This window comes from Haladaptatus halobius, from assembly GCF_020618475.1.
GTDB classification, from domain to species: Archaea; Halobacteriota; Halobacteria; order Halobacteriales; family Haladaptataceae; genus Haladaptatus; species Haladaptatus halobius.
In genome coordinates this window covers 2,600,149-2,623,380 of sequence record NZ_CP085335.1, presented here as the reverse complement: position 1 = coordinate 2,623,380, position 23,232 = coordinate 2,600,149, and the positions used below count along the sequence as shown (strand labels likewise).

18 protein-coding genes, 2 tRNA genes and 3 rRNA genes are annotated in these 23,232 nt (G+C 61.6%); 16 read left to right on the top strand and 7 right to left on the bottom strand.

Features of this window, described 5'->3' with window-relative positions; all coding sequences use genetic code 11:
• Nucleotides 1–42 precede the first annotated feature (42 nt).
• Entirely contained in the window at nt 43–2,163 is a 2,121-nt protein-coding gene (locus LIW51_RS15335) for a heterodisulfide reductase-related iron-sulfur binding cluster (RefSeq protein WP_227374963.1), read from the top strand.
• A gap of 498 nt (nt 2,164–2,661) precedes the next feature.
• Here the strand turns inward: LIW51_RS15335 and larB are convergent, their stop codons facing one another.
• The gene (gene larB / locus LIW51_RS15330) at nt 2,662–3,429 is read right to left on the bottom strand and encodes a nickel pincer cofactor biosynthesis protein LarB (RefSeq protein WP_227374962.1); all 768 of its coding nucleotides are present in this window, start codon (nt 3,427–3,429) and stop codon (nt 2,662–2,664) included.
• A 172-nt stretch (nt 3,430–3,601) separates the two neighbouring features.
• On the opposite strand from larB, the gene LIW51_RS15325 reads away from it, so the two are divergent.
• Entirely contained in the window at nt 3,602–3,769 is a 168-nt protein-coding gene (locus LIW51_RS15325; protein ID WP_227353178.1) for a DUF1931 family protein, read from the top strand.
• A gap of 43 nt (nt 3,770–3,812) precedes the next feature.
• On the opposite strand, the gene rpiA is transcribed toward LIW51_RS15325, so the two are convergent.
• On the bottom strand, nt 3,813–4,499 hold the full coding sequence (gene rpiA / locus LIW51_RS15320; protein ID WP_227374961.1) for a ribose-5-phosphate isomerase RpiA: 687 nt from the start codon (nt 4,497–4,499) through the stop codon (nt 3,813–3,815).
• Between the two features lie 134 nt (nt 4,500–4,633).
• On the opposite strand from rpiA, the gene endA reads away from it, so the two are divergent.
• On the top strand, nt 4,634–5,665 hold the full coding sequence (endA, locus tag LIW51_RS15315; protein WP_227374960.1) for a tRNA-intron lyase: 1,032 nt from the start codon (nt 4,634–4,636) through the stop codon (nt 5,663–5,665).
• Complete coding sequence (locus LIW51_RS15310; RefSeq protein WP_227374959.1) at nt 5,662–7,236, top strand: tryptophan--tRNA ligase; 1,575 nt, start codon at nt 5,662–5,664, stop codon at nt 7,234–7,236. The genes endA and LIW51_RS15310 overlap by 4 nt, the downstream gene beginning before the upstream one ends.
• Before the next feature lie 58 nt (nt 7,237–7,294).
• On the opposite strand, the gene LIW51_RS15305 is transcribed toward LIW51_RS15310, so the two are convergent.
• Nucleotides 7,295–7,777, bottom strand: coding sequence for a hypothetical protein (locus LIW51_RS15305; protein WP_227374958.1), 483 nt, complete (start codon nt 7,775–7,777; stop codon nt 7,295–7,297).
• Nucleotides 7,778–7,825: 48 nt separating this feature from the next.
• Entirely contained in the window at nt 7,826–8,458 is a 633-nt protein-coding gene (locus LIW51_RS15300) for a class I SAM-dependent methyltransferase (RefSeq protein WP_227374957.1), read from the bottom strand.
• 268 nt (nt 8,459–8,726) lie between these two features.
• On the opposite strand from LIW51_RS15300, the gene pheS reads away from it, so the two are divergent.
• The 3 genes from pheS to LIW51_RS15285 are packed head-to-tail and all read left to right on the top strand — an operon-like array spanning nt 8,727 to nt 12,449.
• Nucleotides 8,727–10,235, top strand: coding sequence for a phenylalanine--tRNA ligase subunit alpha (pheS, locus tag LIW51_RS15295; protein ID WP_227374956.1), 1,509 nt, complete (start codon nt 8,727–8,729; stop codon nt 10,233–10,235).
• A complete protein-coding gene (gene pheT / locus LIW51_RS15290) occupies nt 10,235–11,947 on the top strand; it encodes a phenylalanine--tRNA ligase subunit beta (protein WP_227374955.1) in 1,713 nt (570 codons plus the stop codon). The genes pheS and pheT overlap by 1 nt, the downstream gene beginning before the upstream one ends.
• A 34-nt stretch (nt 11,948–11,981) precedes the next feature.
• Nucleotides 11,982–12,449, top strand: a complete 468-nt coding sequence (locus tag LIW51_RS15285; protein WP_227374954.1) for a GNAT family N-acetyltransferase — start codon at nt 11,982–11,984, stop codon at nt 12,447–12,449.
• 125 nt (nt 12,450–12,574) lie between these two features.
• Here the strand turns inward: LIW51_RS15285 and LIW51_RS15280 are convergent, their stop codons facing one another.
• Together LIW51_RS15280 and LIW51_RS15275 are read right to left on the bottom strand one after the other, a co-directional pair.
• On the bottom strand, nt 12,575–13,633 hold the full coding sequence (locus tag LIW51_RS15280) for a quinone-dependent dihydroorotate dehydrogenase (RefSeq protein ID WP_227374953.1): 1,059 nt from the start codon (nt 13,631–13,633) through the stop codon (nt 12,575–12,577).
• 47 nt (nt 13,634–13,680) lie between these two features.
• Nucleotides 13,681–13,878, bottom strand: coding sequence for a hypothetical protein (locus LIW51_RS15275; protein ID WP_007982308.1), 198 nt, complete (start codon nt 13,876–13,878; stop codon nt 13,681–13,683).
• A 250-nt stretch (nt 13,879–14,128) separates the two neighbouring features.
• Here LIW51_RS15275 and LIW51_RS15270 point away from each other — a divergent pair, with 250 nt between their 5' ends.
• The 8 genes from LIW51_RS15270 (at nt 14,129) to LIW51_RS15235 (ending at nt 22,098) form a co-directional block, all read left to right on the top strand.
• Nucleotides 14,129–14,437, top strand: coding sequence for a non-histone chromosomal MC1 family protein (locus LIW51_RS15270; protein WP_227374952.1), 309 nt, complete (start codon nt 14,129–14,131; stop codon nt 14,435–14,437).
• Between the two features lie 929 nt (nt 14,438–15,366).
• Nucleotides 15,367–16,838, top strand: a 16S ribosomal RNA gene (locus LIW51_RS15265).
• 124 nt (nt 16,839–16,962) lie between these two features.
• Nucleotides 16,963–17,034, top strand: a tRNA-Ala gene (locus tag LIW51_RS15260).
• Between the two features lie 220 nt (nt 17,035–17,254).
• Nucleotides 17,255–20,174: ribosomal RNA gene (locus LIW51_RS15255) — 23S ribosomal RNA — on the top strand.
• 130 nt (nt 20,175–20,304) lie between these two features.
• A 5S ribosomal RNA gene (gene rrf / locus LIW51_RS15250) occupies nt 20,305–20,426 on the top strand.
• The 16S, 23S and 5S rRNA genes sit together here with 2 tRNA genes alongside, the layout of an rRNA operon.
• Nucleotides 20,427–20,538: 112 nt before the next feature.
• A tRNA-Cys gene (locus tag LIW51_RS15245) sits at nt 20,539–20,614 on the top strand.
• A gap of 217 nt (nt 20,615–20,831) precedes the next feature.
• Entirely contained in the window at nt 20,832–21,143 is a 312-nt protein-coding gene (locus tag LIW51_RS15240) for a hypothetical protein (protein ID WP_227374951.1), read from the top strand.
• A 97-nt stretch (nt 21,144–21,240) separates the two neighbouring features.
• A complete protein-coding gene (locus LIW51_RS15235) occupies nt 21,241–22,098 on the top strand; it encodes a hypothetical protein (protein ID WP_227374950.1) in 858 nt (285 codons plus the stop codon).
• Here the strand turns inward: LIW51_RS15235 and LIW51_RS15230 are convergent.
• On the bottom strand, nt 22,074–22,421 hold the full coding sequence (locus LIW51_RS15230; protein WP_227374949.1) for a hypothetical protein: 348 nt from the start codon (nt 22,419–22,421) through the stop codon (nt 22,074–22,076). The genes LIW51_RS15235 and LIW51_RS15230 overlap by 25 nt on opposite strands.
• A 248-nt stretch (nt 22,422–22,669) precedes the next feature.
• Between LIW51_RS15230 and LIW51_RS15225 the strand changes: the two genes are divergently transcribed.
• Nucleotides 22,670–23,203: a hypothetical protein gene (locus tag LIW51_RS15225; protein ID WP_227374948.1), complete on the top strand. Its 534-nt coding sequence runs from the start codon at nt 22,670–22,672 to the stop codon at nt 23,201–23,203.
• Nucleotides 23,204–23,232: the final 29 nt, after the last annotated feature.

Below are 23,232 nucleotides of genomic sequence, written 5' to 3'. Positions count from 1 at the left end.
CGGGGGGTAAGATTTAAGCGGGTCGTCCCCACCTGATAAAACATGGCAAACTTCGTGCTCGCACAGACGACGGGTACCACGCGCCCGACGTTCTGGAAGATCGGGCTCCTCGGTGAGGCGGTGTTTTACTACCTCGCCGTGGTGGCCGTCCTCTTTTTCGTCTACGGCGTGTACGACCGCTTCGCGCGGTACACGCGCGGCGAGGAGGACTGGTTCGACCGACTGGACGACCTTCCGGGACGGATTTCTCGTGCAGCGAAGGTCGTAGTTTCGAACGAGAAGCAGTTCAACCGCGACCTGTACGGCGGGTTGATGCACTCGTTCATCATGTGGGGCTTTCTGACCCTGCTCATCGGGACGACCATCCTGATGATCGATATGGACATCTATCAGAAGTTCACTCACTACGCCCTCGGAAACGAGCGGTCGTTCTTTGTGAACGACTTCTACCTCGCCTACTCGCTCGTGATGGACGCGATGGGCCTGCTGTTCGTCGTCGGCGTCGGGATGGCTATCTACCGGCGCTACTGGGTGCGCAACCACCGCCTCTGGGGGAGACACACCAGCTTGGAGGACGACCTCTTCATCTGGACGCTCTTCCTGCTCGGCGTCGGCGGGTACGTCACAGAGGGCATGCGCATCCTCGGCACTGGCTTTAGGAACTTCGAGAGCGTCAGTTTCGTCGGCTGGTTCGTCGCCGACGTGTTGCAGATAGTCGGCGTCTCTCAGGGAGCGGCCGTGGCGTGGTATCCGGTTGTTTGGTGGGCGCACGCGATTCCCGCGCTCGTGTTCGTCGCGGCGATACCCTACGCCAAACCGTTCCACATGCTCTCGTCGTTCGCCAACGTCGTCACCCACGACGAGAAGGCGGGTAAGCGCCTGCCAGGTGTCCCTTCGGACGCCGGCCCCGAGGAAATCGGCGCGACCGACATCGACTCCTTCTCGTGGCGACAGCTACTCGATCAGGACGCCTGCACGAAGTGCGGTCGCTGTTCGTCGGTCTGTCCCGCGAAGGCGTCCGACCGCCCGCTCGACCCTCGAAACGTGATTCTCGACCTGAAACAGTACCGCGAAGACCTCGACGCGGGCCGGACGGACGAGAAACCCATCATCGCCGACGGCGGCGCGAGCGTTATCGACAGCGAGACGATGGAGTCCTGCATGGCCTGCATGGCCTGCATGGACGCCTGCCCGGTGGACATCGAACACCTCACCTCCTTCACCGACATGAACCGCCGACTCACCGAGTCCGGCCAGATGGACGCCAACGTGCAGGATGCGATGATGAATGTCTTCCAGAACGGGAACACCTTCGGCGACCCCGGGCGAAAGCGTCCGGAGTGGACCGACACACTCGACTTCGAGATCCCGGACGCTCGCGACGAGGATGTGGAGTTCCTCTGGTACGTCGGCGACTACCCGTCCTACGACGAGCGCAACCGCCGGGTTGCGCGCTCGCTGGCGACCATCCTCCACGAGACGGACGTCTCCTACGGAATCCTCTACGAGGACGAGCAGAACGACGGGAATGACGTGCGCCGGGTCGGCGAGGAAGGGCTGTACGAGATGTTGGTCGAGGACAACGTCGCCGCCTTCGAGGAGTGCGGGTTCGACAAGATCGTCTGCACCGACCCACACAGCTACAACACGTTCAAAAACGAGTATCCGGAGGAGGCCGAGGAGTTCGACGCCCCGGTCTACCACTACACGCAGGTCGTCGAGGAACTGTTCCGGGCGGGCCGGATGGGTCTCTCGGGCACCGAACTCGACTACACCGTCACCTACCACGACCCGTGTCACCTCGGGCGCTACAACGACGAGTACGAGGCTCCCCGAGAGATCATCCGCGCCACCGGTTGCACGCTGGACGAGATGCCCCGCAACCGCTCCAACTCGTTCTGCTGCGGCGGGGGCGGCGGCGGCCTCTGGATGGACTTCGACGAAGACCCCAAGCCGAGCGAGGAGCGCATCCGAGAGGCGCTCGAGGACACCGACGCCGGAAGCGCCGTCGAGAAGTTCGTCGTCGCCTGCCCGATGTGCATGACGATGTACGAGGATGGGCGGAAGACGGGCGACTACGAGGACAAGATCGAAATCGTGGACGTCGCCGAACTCGTGGTCGAAGCGCTGGGTGCCGAAGAGCACGTCAAGGTCACAGCCTGACGAACAAATCCGTTTTTTCGGTATTTTTGAGCCGTATCGTCCGCCAGCGGCGGAGTAGCTGCTGCCGATATCGGTATCACTACAGCCGAGGCCGCTACCGACGCTCGGGTAAAATACCGCACCGTCAGCGCACGTCGTTTCGGGCGGTCTACGGCGTTTACCGGTTCTGCGGTGTTTTCGTCCGTGATCGCAACTGTCTGCTCGCTTTGGTGACCCCGGTGGTTGGGACTGCGAGGGTGAACCCACCACCGCAGGAATCGCTAGGGCCGATACCGCAACCGCAGCGCGGACGGGCGGCCTGAACCGCGAGGACCGCCCACCTTCGCGGCCTCATCCCTCTCCGGCGTGTGCGCCCTCGTCGACCGCTGGCTCGGGTGCACGCACCGCGCATCCCAAAAGCGGCTGTGTGGCCTGCTACTGCGAATCGAATGGAACGACCAGCGAATCGAACCACGACCTTCGACTATCCTTCGGCATACCCCACTTTTAGAACCGTCTTTACTCCGTCTTCGCCGAATCTATCGCCCGCGCTATCAACCCGGCCTGCGCACCCGCGACGAACCCGGCGTCGATGTTCACGACCGAGAGCACGGTACACGACTGGAGCATCCCCGCGAGGGCCGCCTCGCCCTCGCCCGCATGGCCGTAGCCGTTCGACACTGGGAGTCCGATGACGGGGGTGTTCACCAGTCCAGCCACGACGGTCGGAAGCGCGCCCTCACGCCCGGCGGCGACGACGAGCACGTCTGCGGCGCGGAGGGCGTCCACCTCGTCCAGCACGCGCACCAGCGACGCGACGCCCACGTCGTGTACCTCCTCGACTCGCGCGCCCATCTCCCCGGCGACGACCGCGGCCTCCCCGGCGGGAATCGCGTCGCTCGTGCCCGCGCTGACGACGCCGACCGTGGCGTCGAGTTCGGGCGGGTCGAACGCCGTCGCGTGCGCGACGAGTACGCCCGCACGCTGGTGGGTTCGCACGTCCGAACCCGGCTGGATGTCCGCGAGGCGCTCGCGGACTGCATCAGCCTGCTCGTCGTCCGCACGCGTCACCAGCGCTCGGCCTGTCGTCTCAACCGCGGTCGCGGCGAGCGTCGCCACCTCGTCCGGCGTCTTCCCGTCGCAGAGGATGGCTTCCGGAACACCGCGGCGAGTCTCGCGAGCGGCGTCGAACCGTCCGGCCTCGCTTGTCGCGTAGCCCGAAAGTTTCGCCTCCGCTTCGGCGATGCTCACCTCGCCCTCCGCGACCGCTTCGAGTAATTTGCGCATACGCGTCCTTCTGTGGCGCTCCTACTCCTGTTTGTCGCCCCACGCCTCTCGACTTTTCTCAACTTAAATCCTTCGGCCATGTCGACAGAGTAGGTGAGAGTCTTCGAATCGTGGCCGTTCGCCGGATAATTTGGGAAGCTTTATTAATAGGGATGCGGAACGTCGAAGTTGTATGGCAGACCTTATTGTCAAAGCCGCTGTGAAGGAAGCGCTCGACGACAAAAACGTTGCGTCGGACTTCTACGACGCACTCGACGACGAAGTCGCTGGGCTCCTCGAGCACGCCGCACGTCGCGCCGAGGAAAACGACCGAAAGACCGTCCAGCCGCGCGACCTGTAAACTCAGAACTTCCTTCCATTTATCCTCGACCGACGAGCGACCGCTACAGTCGCTCGATATCGACGCCGTCGTCGGTGCCGACGTGTATCTCGTCCGCCATCCCGACGAACAGGCCGTGCTCCACCACGCCCGGAATCGTCGAGAGATCGTCCGCGAGTTCGCCGGGCGACCGAATCTCGCCGAACGAGCAGTCGAGGACGAGATTTCCGTTGTCGGTCACGACCGGCCCGTCCTTCCCGTCTGCCTCGCGCAGGTCGGGGTCACCGCCCAGCACGCGCAAGTCGTCGGCGACCGCGGTTCGCGCCGCCGGGAGCACTTCGACGGGGACGGGATGGGCCAGTCGCTCCGCCGCCTTGCTCGGGTCGGCCACGACCAGGAATCGGTTCGCCGCTGCATCGACCACCTTCTCGCGGGCGTGCGCCGCTCCGCCGCCCTTGACGAGGTGCGGCCCGGCGAACTGATCCGCCCCGTCGATGGCGAGATCGATGGCCGCCACCGAGTCGAGGTCGGCCAGCGGAACCCCCACGTCGCGGGCCAACTGGCGCGACTGGAACGACGTTGGAACGCCTCGCACGTCGAGTCCGGCGTCCACTTTGCGACCGATGGCTCGAATCGCGTGGGCCGCCGTACTCCCTGTTCCCAACCCGACCACCGTGCCGTCTTCGACCGCCTCCGCCGCGCTCTCACCCGCGTTGCGCTTCGCCTCGTCGCTTCCACCCGTCGTTTTCATGTGTGAGGCGATTGGTCCGCGTCGGAAAAAGCTTGCTAGCACGGAGTTGGCGACCCTCCCCTCGCTCCGAAAATCACCTTCGACCAGCGCCGGAGAGTCGCAGTGCCTTTGACGACCCGCACCACAGGGATGGTATGGACGGACGCCTGCGCGACGACGAGGTACTCGTTGGCGGCGACGCCCGTCAGCGCTACTACGATTCGCGGGGATACGGTCGCCCGCTCGGGGGGAACGAGGTGGCGCTCTCGCGCGTCGAGGCCGCTCACCTCATGCTCCGCGGCGACCTCGATTCGGTCGACGGGAAGGGGTTCCGAGAGTTTCTGCAGGGTTCGACGGGCGACGGCTTCGCCGCGCGGTTTCTCGTCTACGCCGACCTGCGGGAACGCGGATTCTACCTCTCACCCGACCGCTCCGGCTGGGTGTACGATCCCCTCCCCGACTCCGACTTCGTCGTCTACCCGCGGGGGAGCGGACCGTGGGACGACGAGGTGCTGTACCGCCTTCGGATCGTCAGCGAGCGCGAGACGATTCCGGCGGCGCGCCTCGGCGACGTGGCGCTGGCGGTCGTGGACGAGGAGAGCGAGATAACCTACTTCGAAACCGACCGACTCGACGTCCGGGGAACGACGAACCACGACGTGCCGACCGACCTCTCCGGGTCGCTCGTCGCCGACCGGGTACTGCTCTGGGACGCGCCGGACGAACTTCACCGGCGGTCGTTCTACGGCCAACCGATAAGCGGGCGCGACCCGGCGGGTGCCCTCCAGTTGTCGCTCGTGGAGGCGGCCCACCTCGTCGCGGACGGTAAACTCGCCGTCGAGGGAGGCTATGAGGAGATCGTCGCGCGCGGTCGGGAGGTGGAGGGCGAGCGATTCGACCGCCGTCTGCAAGTCTATCGCGCGCTTCGGGAGCGGAACATCGTCCCGAAGACGGGCTTCAAATTCGGCGCGGATTTCCGCACCTACGCCGACGTGGAGTCGGTGGAGAACCTCGGCCACTCCGAATTTCTGGTTCGGGTTCTCCGGGACGACCACGAGTTCATCCCGCGAGACCTCGCGCTGGACGTTCGACTGGCTCACGGGGTGCGAAAGCGAATGCTTTTTGCGCTCGTCGCCGAGAACGAACGAATAACGACTTTCCTTTCGGTTACGCGACTTACACCATGACACGAGACGACACCGACGACAGATTCGAGACGGACGGGACGGCACTCGCGTCCGATGGAGGTACCGCCGCGGGTGAGGACGAAGTCGCGCTCGACCCGTGGGGGTCGGCGACCATCTCCGACTACCGAAAACTGTTCGAGGAGTTCGGCATCGAGGAGTTCGACGATGTGCTCCCCGACGTTCCGAACCCGCACTACCTGATGCGCCGCGGCGTCATCTTCGGCCACCGCGACTACCGTCGCGTGGCGGAAGCGATGCAGGCGGGTGAACCGTTCGCCGCGCTCTCCGGATTCATGCCGACGGGCGATCCGCATATCGGACACAAACTGGTGTTCGACGAACTCATCTGGCACCAACGGCAGGGCGGCGACACCTACGGTCTCATCGCCGACCTCGAAGCCCACAGCGCCCGCGGCCTGTCGTGGGAAGAGATCGACGAACACGCCCGCGACTACCTGCTCTCGCTGCTTGCGCTCGACTTCGACGCCGAGGACGGAACGCTCTACCGCCAGTCCGAGAACCGCGACCTCCAAGACCTCTCGTTCGAACTCGGGTCGAAGGCGAACTTCTCGGAGTTCCAGTCCATCTACGGTTTCGACGGGGAGACGAACGTCTCGCACGTCCAGAGCGTCGTCACGCAGATGGCCGACATCCTCTACCCCCAGTTCGACGAACCGAAGCCGACGGTCATTCCGGTGGGCCCCGACCAAGACCCGCACGTCAGACTGGCCCGCGACCTCGCGGTTCGGATGCGCTACTTCGGCGTGACGAGAGCCTACGCGAGTTTCGAAGCGGACGAGACCGAGCTGTCGCACGTCGCGGCGGCCTACGAAGCGCGCACTGAGTACGCCGAAGACCCCGAGACGCCTCGGTGCGAGGAGGCGGCGGACTGGCTGGCTGAATCCGTCGATACCGGGGTTTCCGCGGTCGAGACGGCGATCTCCAAGCTCGAAAACGCGGGTATGGAACCCCTCCGACCCCGCGTTCGGTTCCTCGACCGCAACGCGACCGAGGCGGCCTTCGAAGCCCTCATCGAAGCCATCGACGGCGAGAAGCGCGTCTTCGAGGAGCACATCGATACCTTCGACCTCTCGCGGGAGGAGGCCGAGGAACTCGCCCGCGAGGTGGAGATGGAGACAGGCGGGTACGGTTTCGTGATGCCCTCCTCGATCTACCACCGGTTCATGACCGGCCTGACGGGCGGGAAGATGTCCTCGTCGGTTCCGGCGAGCCACATCAGCCTACTGGACGACCCCGAGGACGGGTACGAGAAGGTGAAGGCGGCGACGACGGGGGGACGAGAGACGGCGGAGCTTCAGCGCGAGTTGGGCGGCAGGGCGGACGAGTGCCCGGTGTACGAACTGTACGCCTACCTCCTATCCGGCGACGACGACGAGTTCGCCAAGAAAGTGTACGACGAGTGCGTCGGCGGGGAGCGACTCTGCGGCGACTGCAAGGAGCAGGCGGCGCGGTTGATGGAGGAGTTCCTCGAAGAGCATCAGGAAAAGCGCGAGGAGGCGGAGGAGTTGTTAGAGGAATTAGACATTCAGTTAAAATCGTCGCGGCGATAAGTCGGCTCGCGCTCTATTCTATCACTGTTCGAAAAAGAGAGAACAGATATTACGGCGGCTAGTTATCCGTGTCGGTGTCCGTATCGATTCCATCAGAATCAGTATCACCGTCGTCGCTATCGGAATCCGTGTCTCCGTCGTCGCTGTCCGAGTCAGTGTCTCCATCAGTACCATCAGAATCGGTATCTCCATCGCTGCCGTCCGAATCAGTATCCCCGTCGCCGCTCTCCGAGTTGGTGCTCGCATTGGTCTCTATGCCTCTTGCCGGGACGGGTCGGTCGGTAGCGATTTCCCGCGCGTCGGATTCCCTCCCGATGTCGGAACCGATGCTGTAGAGGATGAGAGGTGGGGCGATGTACGCGACAATCGCTAGCACCACGAACAGTCGGTCGATAAAGATGAGCAGACCGAACGCGGTGAGTGCCGCCGCCGAGGCGGCGTGAACCGCGGTGTGGGTATAGTTCCGATAGTAGTTCCACAGTCCGCGGAGCCACTGCGTCGTTCCCGCCACGACTTCGTTTTCGGTTGTGATGGACGACATTCAGAATGTCTACGGTTCCAACACGCAAAAACCCCGTAACTCCGAATTTCACTTTTCCACGACGACACACGGCGTCGCGGAATCCACGAACTCCTCGTCCTCGGCATCGACTAGTTTCCAGTAGTTCCGCATCTCGCCACCGGTCACCTCTCGAATGACGTTCTCGCTCACCAAATTCGCTCCGCTCATCACCAATTCGAACGACTCGCGCTTTCGCCCCTCGAACTCCGCGTCGAACGTCTCCCGACTCGCCTCGTTCGGGTAGTTCAACACGAGGTGGCCGCCTTCTCGCACTCGGGCGTACAAGCTCTCGATTGCGCGTTTCGGTTCCTTCACGAAGTAGAGCGTGGCGACGCAGTACACCACGTCGAACCGGCGGTCGATGTCGAGGTCGGGGAGCGCGTCCACCGCGAAGCGGAGATTCTCCAAGCCGCGCTCGTCCGCCCGCTCGCCGTTGTCCCGAACCACCGTCTCCGAGAGGTCGAAGCCAAAAAAGTCGGCCTCGGGATATCGCTCCGCGAGGAGGAACGGGACGACTGCCGGGCCGCAGCCGACCGAGGCGAAATCGTCGGGTACGCCCCGCCACTCGAAAAATCGCTCCACGAGGTCGGCCATCCGTTCGCCGCCGATGTAGGCGCAGCGGTCGTAGTCCGCGTTTTGGTAGAACCGCTCCCAATCCATCACGACTCGTCTATCGCTGGTGGCGAGGTAAATTCCTCCGGAACGCTTTTCTCGATTCTCCGCCCATCTCCACGCATGCCATCCGAATCCCGACGTGGCAGTATCGCAGTCGAACGGCGACCGGCGACGGGATTCAGCTTTTTTAGCGCGGTTTGAGCGCGCGGCGGACTCCCCCGCGGCGGGGGACGAAACCGCACGCAGTACGCCCGGTCTTCAGAAGGGCTAAACCGCCGGACAGGGACATACGACCAACGACCACCGAGAGCAGATGAGATTACCAGAATCACGGGTCGCGGTGCTCGAAGCCGCGAGCGCGAACGAGGAACAGACCATCGAAGAGATCGCCGAGAAGGCGGGCCTGAAACCCGAGACGGCGACGGGCGCGGTCTTCGAACTCGAAGACGAGGGCTTACTCATCGTCGAAGAACGAACCGACGAATCCGTCTCGCTCACGGAGGAGGGCGAGGAGTACGCCGAGGGAAACCTTCCCGAAATTCGGCTCTACGAGGCGGCTCTCGACGCCGGGGCCGACGAGGAACCGACCCAGATGGGGAAGGCCATCGGCCAGTCCGGTTTGGGCGGTTCGCAGGTGAACATCGCGCTCTCTAACTACGCCCGGAAAGGCTACGGAAGCATCGAGAGCGGCGAGATAACCGCCGCACCGGACGCCGACCCCGAATTCGACGCGGAAGCGAGCGCCCTGTCCGCGCTCGCCGCCGGGGAGTCGGTGGACGACACGGACACCCTCGACCAACTGGAGAGCCGCGGACTAATCGAACGCGCCGAATCGACGGTTCGGTCGGTGACGCTCACCGAGGCGGGCGTCACGGCGATGATGGAGGGCGTCGAGACCGCCGAGACGGTCGGCCAGTTGACCCCCGAGATGCTCACCACGGGCCAGTGGCGCGACGTGGAGTTCGCCGAGTACAACGTCGCCGCCGACGCCGAGCGAATCGACGGCGGGAAGGTGCACATTCTGCGCCAGACGGCGAATCGCGTGAAGGACGTGCTTGTCGGGATGGGCTTCGAGGAGATGGACGGGCCGCACGCGGACGCGGACTTCTGGATCAACGACTGCCTGTTCATGCCCCAAGACCATCCGGCGCGAACCCACTGGGACAGGTTCGCGCTGTCAAACCCGACGGAAATCCGCGACCTGCCTGACGACCTCGTCGAGCGCGTTCGCCGGGCGCACCTCGAAGGAATCGGAGTGGACAGTGACGGCTACCACTCCCCGTGGGACGAGGAGTTCGCGCGGGCCATCGCGCTTCGCGGGCACACCACGTCGCTGTCGATGCGCTACCTCTCCGGGCACGCCGTCGGTGAACTCGAACCGCCGAAGCGATTCTTCAGCGTCGAGAAGGTGTACCGCAACGACACGCTCGACCCGACCCACCTGCTGGAGTTCTTCCAGATCGAGGGCTGGGTGATGGCCGACGACCTCTCGGTGCGCGACCTGATGGGCACCTTCGAGGAGTTCTACGAGCAGTTTGGCATCACCGACATCCAGTTCAAACCCCACTACAATCCGTACACGGAGCCGAGCTTCGAACTGTTCGGCAACCACCCCGAGACGGGGGAACTCATCGAAATCGGTAACAGCGGGATGTTCCGTCCCGAGGTGCTCGAACCCCTCGGCGTCGACTGTGACGTGATGGCGTGGGGGCTCGCGCTGGAACGCCTGCTCATGCTGATGTACGGCTTCGAGGACATCCGCGACGTGCACGGAACGCTGTGTGACCTCGAACTGCTGCGCGACGTGGAGGTGATTCACTGATGCCGACCGTAGACGTTTCCGCCGACGAACTGCGCCGATTGACCGGCCACGAGGAGAAGGACGACGAAGAACTGAAAGACGACCTGTTCGCGCTTGGACTGGAGTACGAGGGCGAGACGGAAGGCGGCGATATGCAACTGGAGTTCGCACCTGACCGCCTCGACCGCCTCTCCATCGAAGGAGTCGCGCGGTCGCTTCGCTACGAGTACGGTGACGACAGGGGAATCTACGTCCCGAAGCCGAACGACCCCGACTGGGTCATCGAGGTGGACGAGAGCGTCCCCGAGGAGCGACCGTACGTCACGGGTGCCATCGCTCGCGGCGTGAACCTCAGCGAACAGGCGCTCGATTCGCTCATCCAACTGCAGGAGAAGCTCCACTCGACGATGGGTCGAAAGCGTGCGAAGGGCGCGATCGGAATCCACGACCTGACGATGCTGAAGGGGTCGTCCGCGACCGACGAGGGCGGGAACAGCATCGAGTACGTCGGGGTCGACCCCGACGGCGACCGGTTCGTCCCGCTTGACGCGGACGCGGAGATGACGCCCGCAGAAGTCTTGCGCTCCCACCAGACCGGCGAGAAGTACGCCGACCTCGTCGCCGACCACGCACGCTACCCGGCCATCTACGACGACATCGGCCTGTTCTCGTTCCCGCCGGTCATCAACGGTCGACGAACCGAGGTGGCGACGGACTCGCGCGACCTGTTCGTCGAACTTACCGGCACCGACCAGTGGACCATCGACAAGATGTGCACCATCATCTGCTACGCGTTGGACGCCCGCGGCGCGACCATCGAGGAGATCGAGGTCGAGTATCCGGATCACACGCTCGTTCGGCCGGACTTGGAAGTGACGACGAAATCCGTCACGCACGAGCGAATCGAGACGCTCCTCGGCGTCGACCTCGGGCCGGACGAGGTGCTCGATCTGTTGGAGCGCTCCGGGTTGTCGGGCGAGGCGAGCGAGGAAGGCGACTCGGTCGTCTACGACGTCGAGATACCGCCCTACCGCGTGGACGTGCTCCACCCGGTCGACATCGTGGACGATATCGGTCGAGCGTACGGCTTCAACGATCTCTCGCCGCGCTACCCCGACGTAGGAACGGTCGGCGGACGCCACGAGCGGTCGCAACTCGAAGACGCGGCCCGCGAGGTGCTCGTCGGGTTGGGCTTCGAAGACCTGCTCAACTTCCACATGATCAGCGAGGAGGAGAACTTCGAGCGGATGCGCGTGGAGACCGAAACCGACGTGGTCGGTGGCGGCACCCCCGCGACCATCAAAAACCCCTACAGCGAGGACTACACGATGCTTCGGACGTGGGCGCTTCCCTCGCTCATGATGGTGCTCGAGAACAACACGCATCGCTCCTACCCGCAAGACCTCGCGGAAATCGGGCTGGCGGCGCGAGTGGACGAGTCGGAGAACACCAGCGTCGCGGAACACCGCACCGTGGCTAGCGTCCTCGCGCGCCACGACGCCTCCTACGAGGACGCGAAGGCGCGCCTGCAAGCCATCGCGCGGAACTTCGACGCCGAACTGGAGACGCCGCCGACCGAGCACCCGACGTTCATCTCCGGACGTGCGGCGGATATCGTGCTGGATGGGCAGACGGTCGGCGTCGTCGGCGAGGTGCATCCCGAAGTGCTCGTCGAACACGACCTCGAACTGCCAGTGGCCGGATTCGAGTTCCGCCTCGACGCGCTAGAATAGAAACGATTGATACTCCGACACCCGATTTTCAGGTGTGAAGTACGAGTTCTCCCCACTCACTGCCGACGACGTGGACGACATCGTTTCGTGGCACTACGACCTGCCCTACGATTTCTACGACATGGAGAGCGACCCGGAGGATTTCGCACTGTTCACGAACCCAAACAACTGGGACGACAAGTACGCAGTGTTCGATGCCGAGAGGGAGCGTGTCGGCTTCTTTTCGTTCGAATCGGCGGACGGAACGCTCGAAATCGGCTTGGGAATGCATCCCGACTTGACCGGGCAGGGTAACGGAAAATCGTTCGTCGAGGCGGGACTGGAGTTTGCGGAGGTGGCGTATCACCCAGAGGAGTTCTCGCTGGCCGTGGCGACGTTCAACGAGCGGGCGATCTCCGTGTACGAAACTCTCGGCTTCGAACAACGCGAGACGTTCGTGCAGGAGACGAACGGCGGAGAGTACGAGTTTCTGCGAATGACGTTCCCGGTTTCGTCGTCCTAGCGCCGGTCTGTTGCCTCGGTTTTCGTCGTTTGCTATCGTGACGAACCCTCCGTTGAGGGGGTTAATCCTCGTCGATGTGTCGCTTGTGACCATCGAGTACGGACGGAAATGCTCCGAAAAAACGTTCAGTCGAGATCCACGCCGATGGCGTCCTCGATGCTATCGATGCCGTCGCGCTCCAGTAGTCCCAGCAGTCCTTCGTTGATGTCGTGGGCGATGGAGGGGCCGCGATAGACGAGACCGGTGTACAACTGGACGACGTGCGCTCCGGCACGAATTTTCCGGTAGGCGTCCTCGGCGGTGAAGATCCCGCCGACGCCGACGATCGGAACGTCTACGCGCTCGGCGGCGAAGCGAATCATCTCCGTCGCCCGTGACTGAATGGGTCGTCCCGAGAGGCCTCCCTCTTCGTCGCGGTAGCGACTGCAGAGGCCATCCGGGCGCTCCGTCGTCGTGTTCGTGGCGATGACGCCGTCGAGACCGAGTTCTGTCACGAGATCGAGCGCGTCGGCGATGGCCGGTTCGGGGAGGTCGGGCGAGAGTTTCACGAGCAGCGGACTCGCACCCGCGTCCTGTAACGTCGTCAGGATTCGTTCGAGGTTCTCACGGTTCTGGAGTTCGCGCAGCCCCGGCGTGTTCGGGCTGGAGACGTTGACGGCGAAATAGTCCGCGTGTGCGGACACGCGCTCGTAGGTGTACAGGTAGTCCTCCTCGGCGCGTTCGAGAGGGGTCGCCTTCGACTTCCCGATGTTCGCGCCGACCGGCACGTCGGGGAGCGATTGCCGTGCCATGCGCGCGCCGATCCTGTCGGCCCCGTGGTTGTTGAACCCCATGCGGTTGATGATACCTTCGTCTTCGCGCAGGCGGAACATTCGGGGACGGGAGTTACCGTCCTGTGCGTCGGCGGTCACGCCTCCGATTTCGACGTGACCGAATCCGAGGCTGGCGAGCGCCGATGGAATCTGTGCGTTCTTGTCGAAGCCTGCGGCGACTCCGACGGGGTTCGGGAACGGCAGATCGAACGCATCGACGGACAGCCGAGGGTCGTCAACGCAGTAGCGCGCGCGGAGCAGTCGTTCGACCGGCGTTCCTTGGACGCTTTCGAGTAGCGTGTGGACGGTTTCGTGAGCGGTTTCCGCGGGTAATCGAAACAACAGCGGTTTGACGACGTCGTATCCGTTCATCGTTCTACCTAGAGAGAAGGCATCGCCTGCGGCTCGCCCGCGGCGCGTTAAAACTCGTGTTCGACCTCGTCTTTGTCGGCCTTCTGGATGATGATCTTGTCTTCCCGAACTCGGACGAAGACTTCGTCACCGATCTCCATGCCTGCGACGGCTAGTTCGTCTTCGTGCAGGTTGACGTGGACGTTATGGTACTCACCGTCTTCGTCTTTCGCGCCACTCGGGCTGAGCTTCTTTTTCCGTACCATCGCGGTATCTTATGCAGTCCTTCGCCGTAGGATGTACTTAAGTGTTTTCTACTATACTATCCCGCTTCGACCGTTTTCGGAAGTTGCTATGTACCGTAGCCACTTACCTTGCTCGGCCTGTCACTACCTGCTCATCACGAAAATCACGTGACTCCGGCATTCTAATATAAATATCTGTCGCTGAAAACCGCTCATATCGGCGATATATTTATAACGGCCCCTGTGCTGGGTTGGCATGGAGGAGAAAACCATGGTACGTGACGATGGTAAGCGAAACTTTGCACTGCGCGCAACGGACGGAGACGAATCGAGCGTCTTTTCCGGTAACACCCCCCGACAGGCCGCCTTGAAGGCAGCACGTCGACTCGACCCGGGAAGCTCCGAAGACGAAGCGGATCGAATCGAACTCCGTCTCCGAGAGAAGGGTACAGACAAGGTTCACATCTACGAGGGTTGGGCGTGGCACGAGGCGGCGCCCGACGACAAACCGGACTGGATGCCGGACGAGATCACCGAAGCGAACGTCTCCAAGCAGGGTATCGAGCACTTGGACGAGTGAACTACACCTACTCGACAACTCGTGCGTTTTATCGAGGATTGCTTACATACTAGTAATTCTTCGTGCACACGCGAGCACCGATTATGAAAGATTTTTCCTCGCCCTGTTCGACGATAGAGATGCGCGGGACACATCCGACCGGACTAAGCGCACGACGCGTGGGATGACGGCTCGGCCTCCATTCGCGCTATAAACTTCTCAAACACATCCAGGCTCGACTTCGTCGTTCGGCCAAGCGATTGTTAGTTACTCTATCCCGAAGTGAACCTCTTTCGACGGCCTTAAGTGTGACTCTGCCGTTCGTAGCAATGTGAACGCCGCCCAGTGGTTTTCCCACTCGGTGGTCGCTCGAATACGATGCCTTTATTAGTACAAAGGTGTCTGCTAGGGCGGAAGGAAGCCGATTCAATGTCCTTAAGTGTATGGGGCGAGTCGAACATGACGTGGACGGCGTCTCTCGATTCGGGACGTTCAAACGCAATCGATTCGATGCCTTTATACACTAAAGGCCACTCGGTCAAGTACGAACGCGCCTTCGGCGGTCATCCGTCGAGGGCGAGCGGAATCCGACGCCCTTAAGTGAACGAGAGGGCTTGGATAATAACGCGAAGAAAGATACGCTGTGATTCGCGGGGCGTTCAAATCGTCCCGCGATCTCGGGCTGCGCTGGCTCGGCACGTCGGCTCCCCGCCGGCACTTCGATGGGTTTAATACCTGTCCTCGCCTACCAGTAAGTCCGAAGGAAATGAGGATCTCACCCCTGCGGTCTTCCGTACACGATGGGATCTGATGTTAGCCCTGGCAGTTCGGTGACGCCTGGCCAGTTACTTGGCTCGGGGTCGTCGAACTGACGGACCAACGTATATGCGACCAATGTACATGCGTTAGCATGTCTCCGCCAGACCCACCGAGCAGTATGCTCGGCAACCATTCCGGTTGATCCTGCCGGAGGCCATTGCTATTGGAGTTCGATTTAGCCATGCTAGTTGTACGAGTTCAGACTCGTAGCGGAAAGCTCAGTAACACGTGGCCAAACTACCCTATAGACCAACATAACCTCGGGAAACTGAGGCTAATACTGGATAACGCTCCCGTGCTGGAATGCAGGGAGCTGGAAACGCTCCGGCGCTATAGGATGTGGCTGCGGCCGATTAGGTAGACGGTGGGGTAACGGCCCACCGTGCCGATAATCGGTACGGGTTGTGAGAGCAAGAGCCCGGAGATGGATTCTGAGACAAGAATCCAGGCCCTACGGGGCGCAGCAGGCGCGAAAACTTTACACTGCACGCCAGTGCGATAAGGGAACTCCAAGTGCGAGGGCATATAGTCCTCGCTTTTGTGTATCGTAAGGTGGTACACGAATAAGAGCTGGGCAAGACCGGTGCCAGCCGCCGCGGTAATACCGGCAGCTCAAGTGATGGCCGCTATTATTGGGCCTAAAGCGTCCGTAGCCGGCCGAACAGGTCCGTCGGGAAATCTGCTCGCTCAACGAGCAGGCGTCCGGCGGAAACCAGTCGGCTTGGGACCGGAAGACTCGAGGGGTACGTCTGGGGTAGGAGTGAAATCCTGTAATCCTGGACGGACCGCCGGTGGCGAAAGCGCCTCGAGAGAACGGATCCGACGGTGAGGGACGAAAGCTAGGGTCACGAACCGGATTAGATACCCGGGTAGTCCTAGCTGTAAACGATGCTCGCTAGGTGTGGCACAGGCTACGAGCCTGTGCTGTGCCGTAGGGAAGCCGAGAAGCGAGCCGCCTGGGAAGTACGTCCGCAAGGATGAAACTTAAAGGAATTGGCGGGGGAGCACTACAACCGGAGGAGCCTGCGGTTTAATTGGACTCAACGCCGGACATCTCACCAGCACCGACAGTAGCAGTGACGGTCAGTTTGATGAGCTTACTAGAGCTACTGAGAGGAGGTGCATGGCCGCCGTCAGCTCGTACCGTGAGGCATCCTGTTAAGTCAGGCAACGAGCGAGATCCGCGTCCGTAATTGCCAGCAGCACCCTTGTGGTGGCTGGGTACATTACGGAGACTGCCGCTGCCAAAGCGGAGGAAGGAACGGGCAACGGTAGGTCAGCATGCCCCGAATGTGCTGGGCTACACGCGGGCTACAATGGCCGAGACAATGGGTTGCAACCCCGAAAGGGGGCGCTAATCTCGGAAACTCGGTCGTAGTTCGGATTGAGGGCTGAAACTCGCCCTCATGAAGCTGGATTCGGTAGTAATCGCGCTTCAGAAGAGCGCGGTGAATACGTCCCTGCTCCTTGCACACACCGCCCGTCAAATCACCCGAGTGAGGTCCGGATGAGGCCACCATGCGGTGGTCGAATCTGGGCTTCGCAAGGGGGATTAAGTCGTAACAAGGTAGCCGTAGGGGAATCTGCGGCTGGATCACCTCCTAACGATCGGGATCAGGCCGACGCGCCTGACCCACCTTTGCTGTCCTCGACAACCTCGGCCACGTTTCTGGCCGGGCACCTTTGAACTGCCAGGGTTAACACGACCCCTCGCCGCAAGGTGAGGTGGGCCCATAGCTCAGTGGTAGAGTGCCTCCTTTGCAAGGAGGATGCCCTGGGTTCGAATCCCAGTGGGTCCATTGCTCGGGGCAGAACGTAATCGTTCCTCTTAAGTAATCGAGGACGAAACGTTCTGGTCCCGGAGATAAACCGATGCACCATCCCGCGAAAGCGCGGTTGGGAAGGGTTCGACGCACGCTCTTGGCGACCACCGGGACGTGCGATGACGACCGTGTGTACGTGCAATCCAGGCGTCCACTGGACTCACATCCGTGAGTCATACAGTGAATCCAATCCAATATTACGTGGCTACTGTGCCACTTGGTGGATAGCTCGGCTCGAGCGCCGACGACGGACGTGCCAAGCTGCGAAAAGCCTGAGGGAGCCGCACGGAGGCGAAGAACTCAGGATCTCCGAATGGGAATCCCCACCGCAATTGCTTCGCGCAATGGGGAACGCCGAGAACTGAAACATCTCAGTATCGGCAGGAAAAGAAAGCAAACGCGATGTCGCTAGTAACGGCGAGTGAACACGACACAGTCCAAACCGAAGCCCTCACGGGCAATGTGGTGTGCGGACTGACTCTCAGCATCGAAACGCCTCTCAGAAGTCTTCTGGAACGGAGCATGAAACAGGGTGACAATCCCGTATGAGAGACTACTACGTTGTGCGTCAGCTCCCGAGTAGCGGGGGTCGGAAATCCCTCGTGAATATCGCGGGCATTGACCGCGAAGACTAAACACGACTCGAGACCGATAGCGAACAAGTAGCGTGAGCGAACGCTGAAAAGCACCTCGAAAAGGGAGGTGAAATAGGGCTTGAAATCAAGTGGCGATGGAGCGACAGGGCATACAAGGCCCAGCAACAAACGACCCGGGTGCAAACCCGCAGTAGGACTTGCTGGGAGCCGGTGTTCTGTCGTACGTTTTGAAAAACGAGCCAGGGAGTGTATCTGATCGGCGAGCCTAACCCGAGCATCGGGGCAGGCACAGGGAAACCAATACGACCGCAGCGCTTTGCGCGAGGGTCACCGTCTTCAAGGGCGGGGAGTCGACCGGATACGACCCGAAACCGGGTGATCTACGCATGGGCAAGGCGAAGCGTGGCGAAAGCCACGTGGAGGCCTGCTAGAGTTGGTGTCCTACAATACCCTCTCGTGACCTATGTGTAGGGGTGAAAGGCCCATCGAACCCGGCAACAGCTGGTTCCAACCGAAACATGTCGAAGCATGACCTTCGCTGAGGCAGTTCGTGGGGTAGAGCGACCGATTGGAAGTCCCGCCTCCGAGAGGAGTCGGCCTTCCTGTCAAACTCCGAACCTACGGACGCCGTCGACGCGAGGAATCCGGTGCGCGGGGTAAGCCTGTGTACCGTGAGGGAGACAACCCAGAGCTGGGTTAAGGTCCCAAAGTGCGAGCTAAGTGCAATCGAAGGTGGTCGCAAGCCCTAAACAGCCGGGAGGTGAGCTTAGAAGCAGCTACCCTCTAAGAAAAGCGTAACAGCTTACCGGCCGAGGTTTGCGGCGCCGAAAATGATCGGGGCTCAAGCTCGCCACCGAGACCTGGCGGCACTCATCATCGAGTGATCCAGTAGGTTGGCAATCTGTGCGGGTGGAAGTACGGGCGAGAGTTCGTATGGACCGCTCAGTTTAGAAAATCCTGGCCATAGTAGCAGCGTTAGTCGGGTGAGACCCTCGACAGCCTTACGAGTAAGGGTTCCTCAGCAATGTTGATCAGCTGAGGGTTAGCCGATCCTAAGTCTCGTCGCAATTCGAGCGAGACAACAGGGAAACTGGTTAATATTCCAGTGCCTTCACACAGTGAAAACTGACGCCTCGGAGCAGGTCGAGCCGGGCAGTCGCCCGGTCGAACCGTCCAAGCCCGTGGAAGCCGTAATGGCAGGAAGCGAGCGAATGGCGGGATAGCGCAAGTCGACTCAATCTGGGGCCCGTGAAAAGGTGAGTGTGAAGATCGTACCGAGATCCGACACAGGTACTCTGGCGGTGAAAGCCAAGGCTTGTCGGGAGCAACCGACGTTAGGGAATTCGGCAAATTAGTCCCGTAAGTTCGCGATAAGGGATGCCTGCCCTGTGGAAGGGCAGGTCGCAGTGACTCGGACGCTCCAACTGTCTAGTAACAACATAGGTGACCGCAAATCCGTAAGGACTCGTACGGTCACTGAATCCTGCCCAGTGCAGGTATCTGAACACCCAGTACAATGGGACGAAGGACCTGTTAACGGCGGGGGTAACTATGACCCTCTTAAGGTAGCGTAGTACCTTGCCGCTTCAGTAGCGGCTTGCATGAATGGATCAATGAGAGCGTCGCTGTCCCAACGTTGGGCCCGGTGAACTGTACGTTCCAGTGCGGAGTCTGGAGACCCCCAAGGGGAAGCGAAGACCCTATAGAGCTTTACTGCAGGCTGTCGCTGGGACGTGGTCGCTACTGTGCAGCATAGGTAGGAGCCGTCACCCAGGCACCCGCGCTAGCGGGCCGCCGAGGCATCCGTGAAATACTACCCGGTAGTGACTGCGACCCTCACTCCTGGCGGAGGACACCGGTAGCCAGGCAGTTTGACTGGGGCGGTACGCGCTCGAAAAGATATCGAGCGCGCCCCAAGATTTCCTCACCCGAGTCGGAGACTCGGAGAAGAGCGCAAGAGCACAAGGAAGTCTGACAGTGTCCTACATAACGAAGGACGCTGACGCGAAAGCGTGGTCTAGCGAACCAATCAGCCTGCTTGATGCGGGCGATTGATGACAGAAAAGCTACCTTAGGGATAACAGAGTCGTCACCGGCAAGAGCACATATCGACCCGGTGGCTTGCTACCTCGATGTCGGTTCCCTCCATCCTGCCCGTGCAGAAGCGGGCAAGGGTGAGGTTGTTCGCCTATTAAAGGAGGTCGTGAGCTGGGTTTAGACCGTCGTGAGACAGGTCGGCTGCTATCTATTGGGGGTGTTATGGTATCTGACGGGAACGTTCGTATAGTACGAGAGGAACTACGAATGGATGCCACTGGTGTACCAGTCGTCTGACAAGGCGCGTGCTGGGCAGCCACGCATCACGGGGTAAGAGCTGAACGCATCTAAGCTCGAAACCCACCTGGAAAAGAGATACCACCGAGACTACTCGTAGAAGACGAGTTCGATAGACTCGGGGTGTACGCACCGAGGCAACGAGGTGTTCAGCCCGCGAGTACTAACCGGTCAACGCCACACAATCATACCGCATTTGGAATCACTGTCGACTCCGACGGTGAGTCCAGGCGCAAACTGGATTGCACATACACATGGTCACACGAACCATCAACGATTGGTATCCGCGTCACGGTTCGATTCCGTGAGTTGACGTTAAGGCGGCCAGAGCGGCAGGGTCACACCCGTACCCATCCCGAACACGGTAGTTAAGCCTGCCTGCGTTTCGATCAGTACTGGAGTGCGCGAGCCTCTGGGAAATTCGATTCGCCGCCTCCATTCATACGACATCAACCCCACACAGAGCATGCTCTGTGTGGGGTTTTTCTATTTTCGGCGGCTTCCCCCAGACCGCTATATTTAAAGCGAGCGAATACGAAGCAGGACGTGCGCCAAGGTGGCAGAGTCCGGCCGAACGCAGCGGCCTGCAGAGCCGCCCATCGCCGGTTCAAATCCGGCCCTTGGCTTATACCCATTTTCTCACAATCCGAGTAATAACTCCCATAGTGCAGCGGGGATTTTCGTCTTCCTTTCTCGAGATGCGGCCCCCAACGGAGGTGAGGCGACGTGACGGATCGGCCGTCCAACCGCCAGTGTGGACTCCCTGACTGTCAGCGAACAGCGAGGGACTCCTCCGGATCGAACAGTCGCTGTCCATACCACTTTGCACAGCTGAGCGATACGGTGATAGGCACTGAGACAGCCCCCAGCGATGCGTCTGTCATTTCGGACGGGCACACCAACGACTACCCTCAGAATGACACCGACACTGACGGTACCGCTGCCTCGGATGCCACCACCTCAAGTGAGACGACGGAGATCGACCTCCAGGGCGTCACCGCTGGCACCTATCCCGAAGATCTCGTCGAGAACGGTGCCCGCTGGCTACTCTGGCAATACAGCGACGACCGGGAAGTACCCCGCAATCTAGCCTGGGGATACTCCGACCATGGCGCGGGTTACGCGTTCGCCGGTGCAAAGGATCCACGGGCCTAGTTCGAGTTCGACAAGGCAACCGGCTGGGTTGACCACGACGACGACCTCGGGCTTGCATATTACCTCACGACTCCCGACCGTGACGACTGGGAGGACGATGAGAAGTACACCCACGACGACCCTGCCGACGAACCACACGTCGGTCTCCTCGATTTTGACGACATCCGTGACCCGGACGACCGGTGCGGTGGCACCAGCGGCGGCAGAACTTCTGGAGCGGCTGACCGGGACATTCTGCGAGTGGTCGCCCTCTGGGACTGGTGCGCACGCCCTTGGTGGGTTCTCCCTGCCGGAGGACGTGAAGGCACTCACAATCGACTTGTCGTCCTCTGAGTGGCCGGATGCAGAACTCGAAATTTACCTTGGGCGCCGGTACACCACGATTACGGGCGACCACATCCCTGGCACCGCGACCGAAACGAAAGACATCCACGGCATCGTCGACGATATTCTTGCAGCTAACCTAGGAGCGCTCGACGCAGTGCGGGCGACGACGCCTGCTGGTCGGCGGGACGGATTCGAGCGCGAGCCTGAGACGTCGAAGGCCGACCTCGCAGATATCGTGATCACGTCCGACATCCAGGACGTCTTCGACGCCATCCAGCACACTGGCCCTGCCAACATTCGGCTTCGGTCGACCGTCACGCGCGAGCGGAGTGACGGCAGCAAGGATTTCGACCCGAGCTGGGCGCAGTCGAAGAGCGGAACACGCCTCGCGCAGGTTGGTGACGGCTGGGTCTACCGGAAGGGAATGTATGAGCTCGACGCCCTGCAAGTCGTTGCACTCGAGGAGCGAAACATCACCGAGGTCACCGAGTATCCCAGTGGCGAGGCGTTCTGGGAAGCTGTCGAAACGCTGCGGAATCGTGTGTCCACATCCCGGAGTATGAGTCCAATCCGACTCGTCCGACCCACTGAGTTCGCTCTCGGTCACGAAATTCGATGCCGTCGATGACGGCCAGCGAGCGCGTTGCGGCGTCGCACGATGTCGAGTGGCCATCGACGGGCGAGGCGCGTGACCGCCTGCGGGATTGCCTGCTGGACACCATCCGGCATCAAGAGTAGGTCGTCATCGACGCCCCGACCGGCCTGGGGAAGAGCTACACCGTTGCGACCGAGCCGTGACTGAATCACGCCGACGTGACCAATGAACAGCCGGTCGTCCACTTCAGCCCGACACGAAAAGCCCGCGACGCGGCCGCTGAGCATAGCTGCGAGGCTGACGGTGTGTCGTATGCCGTCCTTCGCGGGCGAAAGGAGGAATGCACGGTCGCTCACGGCATTCACGATCCATCGGAGGAGGATACCAACATGGTCGATGTGACGATGAATCGGACGCCCGCCTCCGAGTGGTTTGACGCAGTCTGTGACGGCCACGGCATTCCGTTTTCGACGGCCCATGCCTACCTCGCCGAGCACAACGACTAGGGTATCGAACTGCGTGTTCGCGGGGCGAGGATCCCTGTCCTGCAATCGGCCAGTGGGAAGGGCTGCCGCGAAACGAGGACGGGACGCTGGCGGTTGACGTGATTCACGCCACCCACCAGTTCGCGTACGTTCCAGCGCTTAGGCAGTCGTGTAACGTCATCTTCGATGAGCGACCTGACTTCGCTGTCGATGGTGAGTCGCTCTCGAACGAGCAGCTCCAGCGGGGTACGGCAGCCTTCCTCAAAGAGGCAGGTGCGCCGGTCAGCACTTGGGAGGCCTTCGTCCAGCTCGCGCGACGAACCTATGGGCGGAACGTCCACGGGGACGCGCTCCGGGAGGCGCATGCAACCCGCGCGGTTCTCGACTATGAACCGGATCGTGAATGGTATCTCGAAGAGCAGGATGCTCACACGCTCATTCCCGCGCTCGTGAAGGCAGTGTGGTCGGCGCTGGCGCAGGGCTTCGACGAGAACGGGCGCGGTGTGGGGACAGTCACGCACACGCCGCCCCGGCTCGATGCCAGTGCTCGCGATGACGACTCGTGGTCGCGGACATGGGTCACCGTCGTCGTCGACAGGGACAACCATGTAAGCGCCGTTCGAAGCGTCCCGGATCTCTCAGGAGCACGGTGAGTAGTCGGCCTCGACGCCCATCCAAGTCC

Coding starts and splice junctions, on each gene's coding strand:
- endA (WP_227374960.1), top strand. CDS start 4,634: ATGGACGGACGCCTGCGCGACGACGAGGTACTCGTTGGCGGCGACGCC.
- LIW51_RS15335 (WP_227374963.1), top strand. CDS start 43: ATGGCAAACTTCGTGCTCGCACAGACGACGGGTACCACGCGCCCGACG.
- LIW51_RS15280 (WP_227374953.1), bottom strand. CDS start 13,633: ATGAACGGATACGACGTCGTCAAACCGCTGTTGTTTCGATTACCCGCG.
- pheS (WP_227374956.1), top strand. CDS start 8,727: ATGAGATTACCAGAATCACGGGTCGCGGTGCTCGAAGCCGCGAGCGCG.
- LIW51_RS15275 (WP_007982308.1), bottom strand. CDS start 13,878: ATGGTACGGAAAAAGAAGCTCAGCCCGAGTGGCGCGAAAGACGAAGAC.
- LIW51_RS15325 (WP_227353178.1), top strand. CDS start 3,602: ATGGCAGACCTTATTGTCAAAGCCGCTGTGAAGGAAGCGCTCGACGAC.
- pheT (WP_227374955.1), top strand. CDS start 10,235: ATGCCGACCGTAGACGTTTCCGCCGACGAACTGCGCCGATTGACCGGC.
- rpiA (WP_227374961.1), bottom strand. CDS start 4,499: ATGAAAACGACGGGTGGAAGCGACGAGGCGAAGCGCAACGCGGGTGAG.
- LIW51_RS15310 (WP_227374959.1), top strand. CDS start 5,662: ATGACACGAGACGACACCGACGACAGATTCGAGACGGACGGGACGGCA.
- larB (WP_227374962.1), bottom strand. CDS start 3,429: ATGCGCAAATTACTCGAAGCGGTCGCGGAGGGCGAGGTGAGCATCGCC.
- LIW51_RS15270 (WP_227374952.1), top strand. CDS start 14,129: ATGGTACGTGACGATGGTAAGCGAAACTTTGCACTGCGCGCAACGGAC.
- LIW51_RS15305 (WP_227374958.1), bottom strand. CDS start 7,777: ATGTCGTCCATCACAACCGAAAACGAAGTCGTGGCGGGAACGACGCAG.
- LIW51_RS15235 (WP_227374950.1), top strand. CDS start 21,241: ATGAGAAGTACACCCACGACGACCCTGCCGACGAACCACACGTCGGTC.
- LIW51_RS15300 (WP_227374957.1), bottom strand. CDS start 8,458: ATGGATTGGGAGCGGTTCTACCAAAACGCGGACTACGACCGCTGCGCC.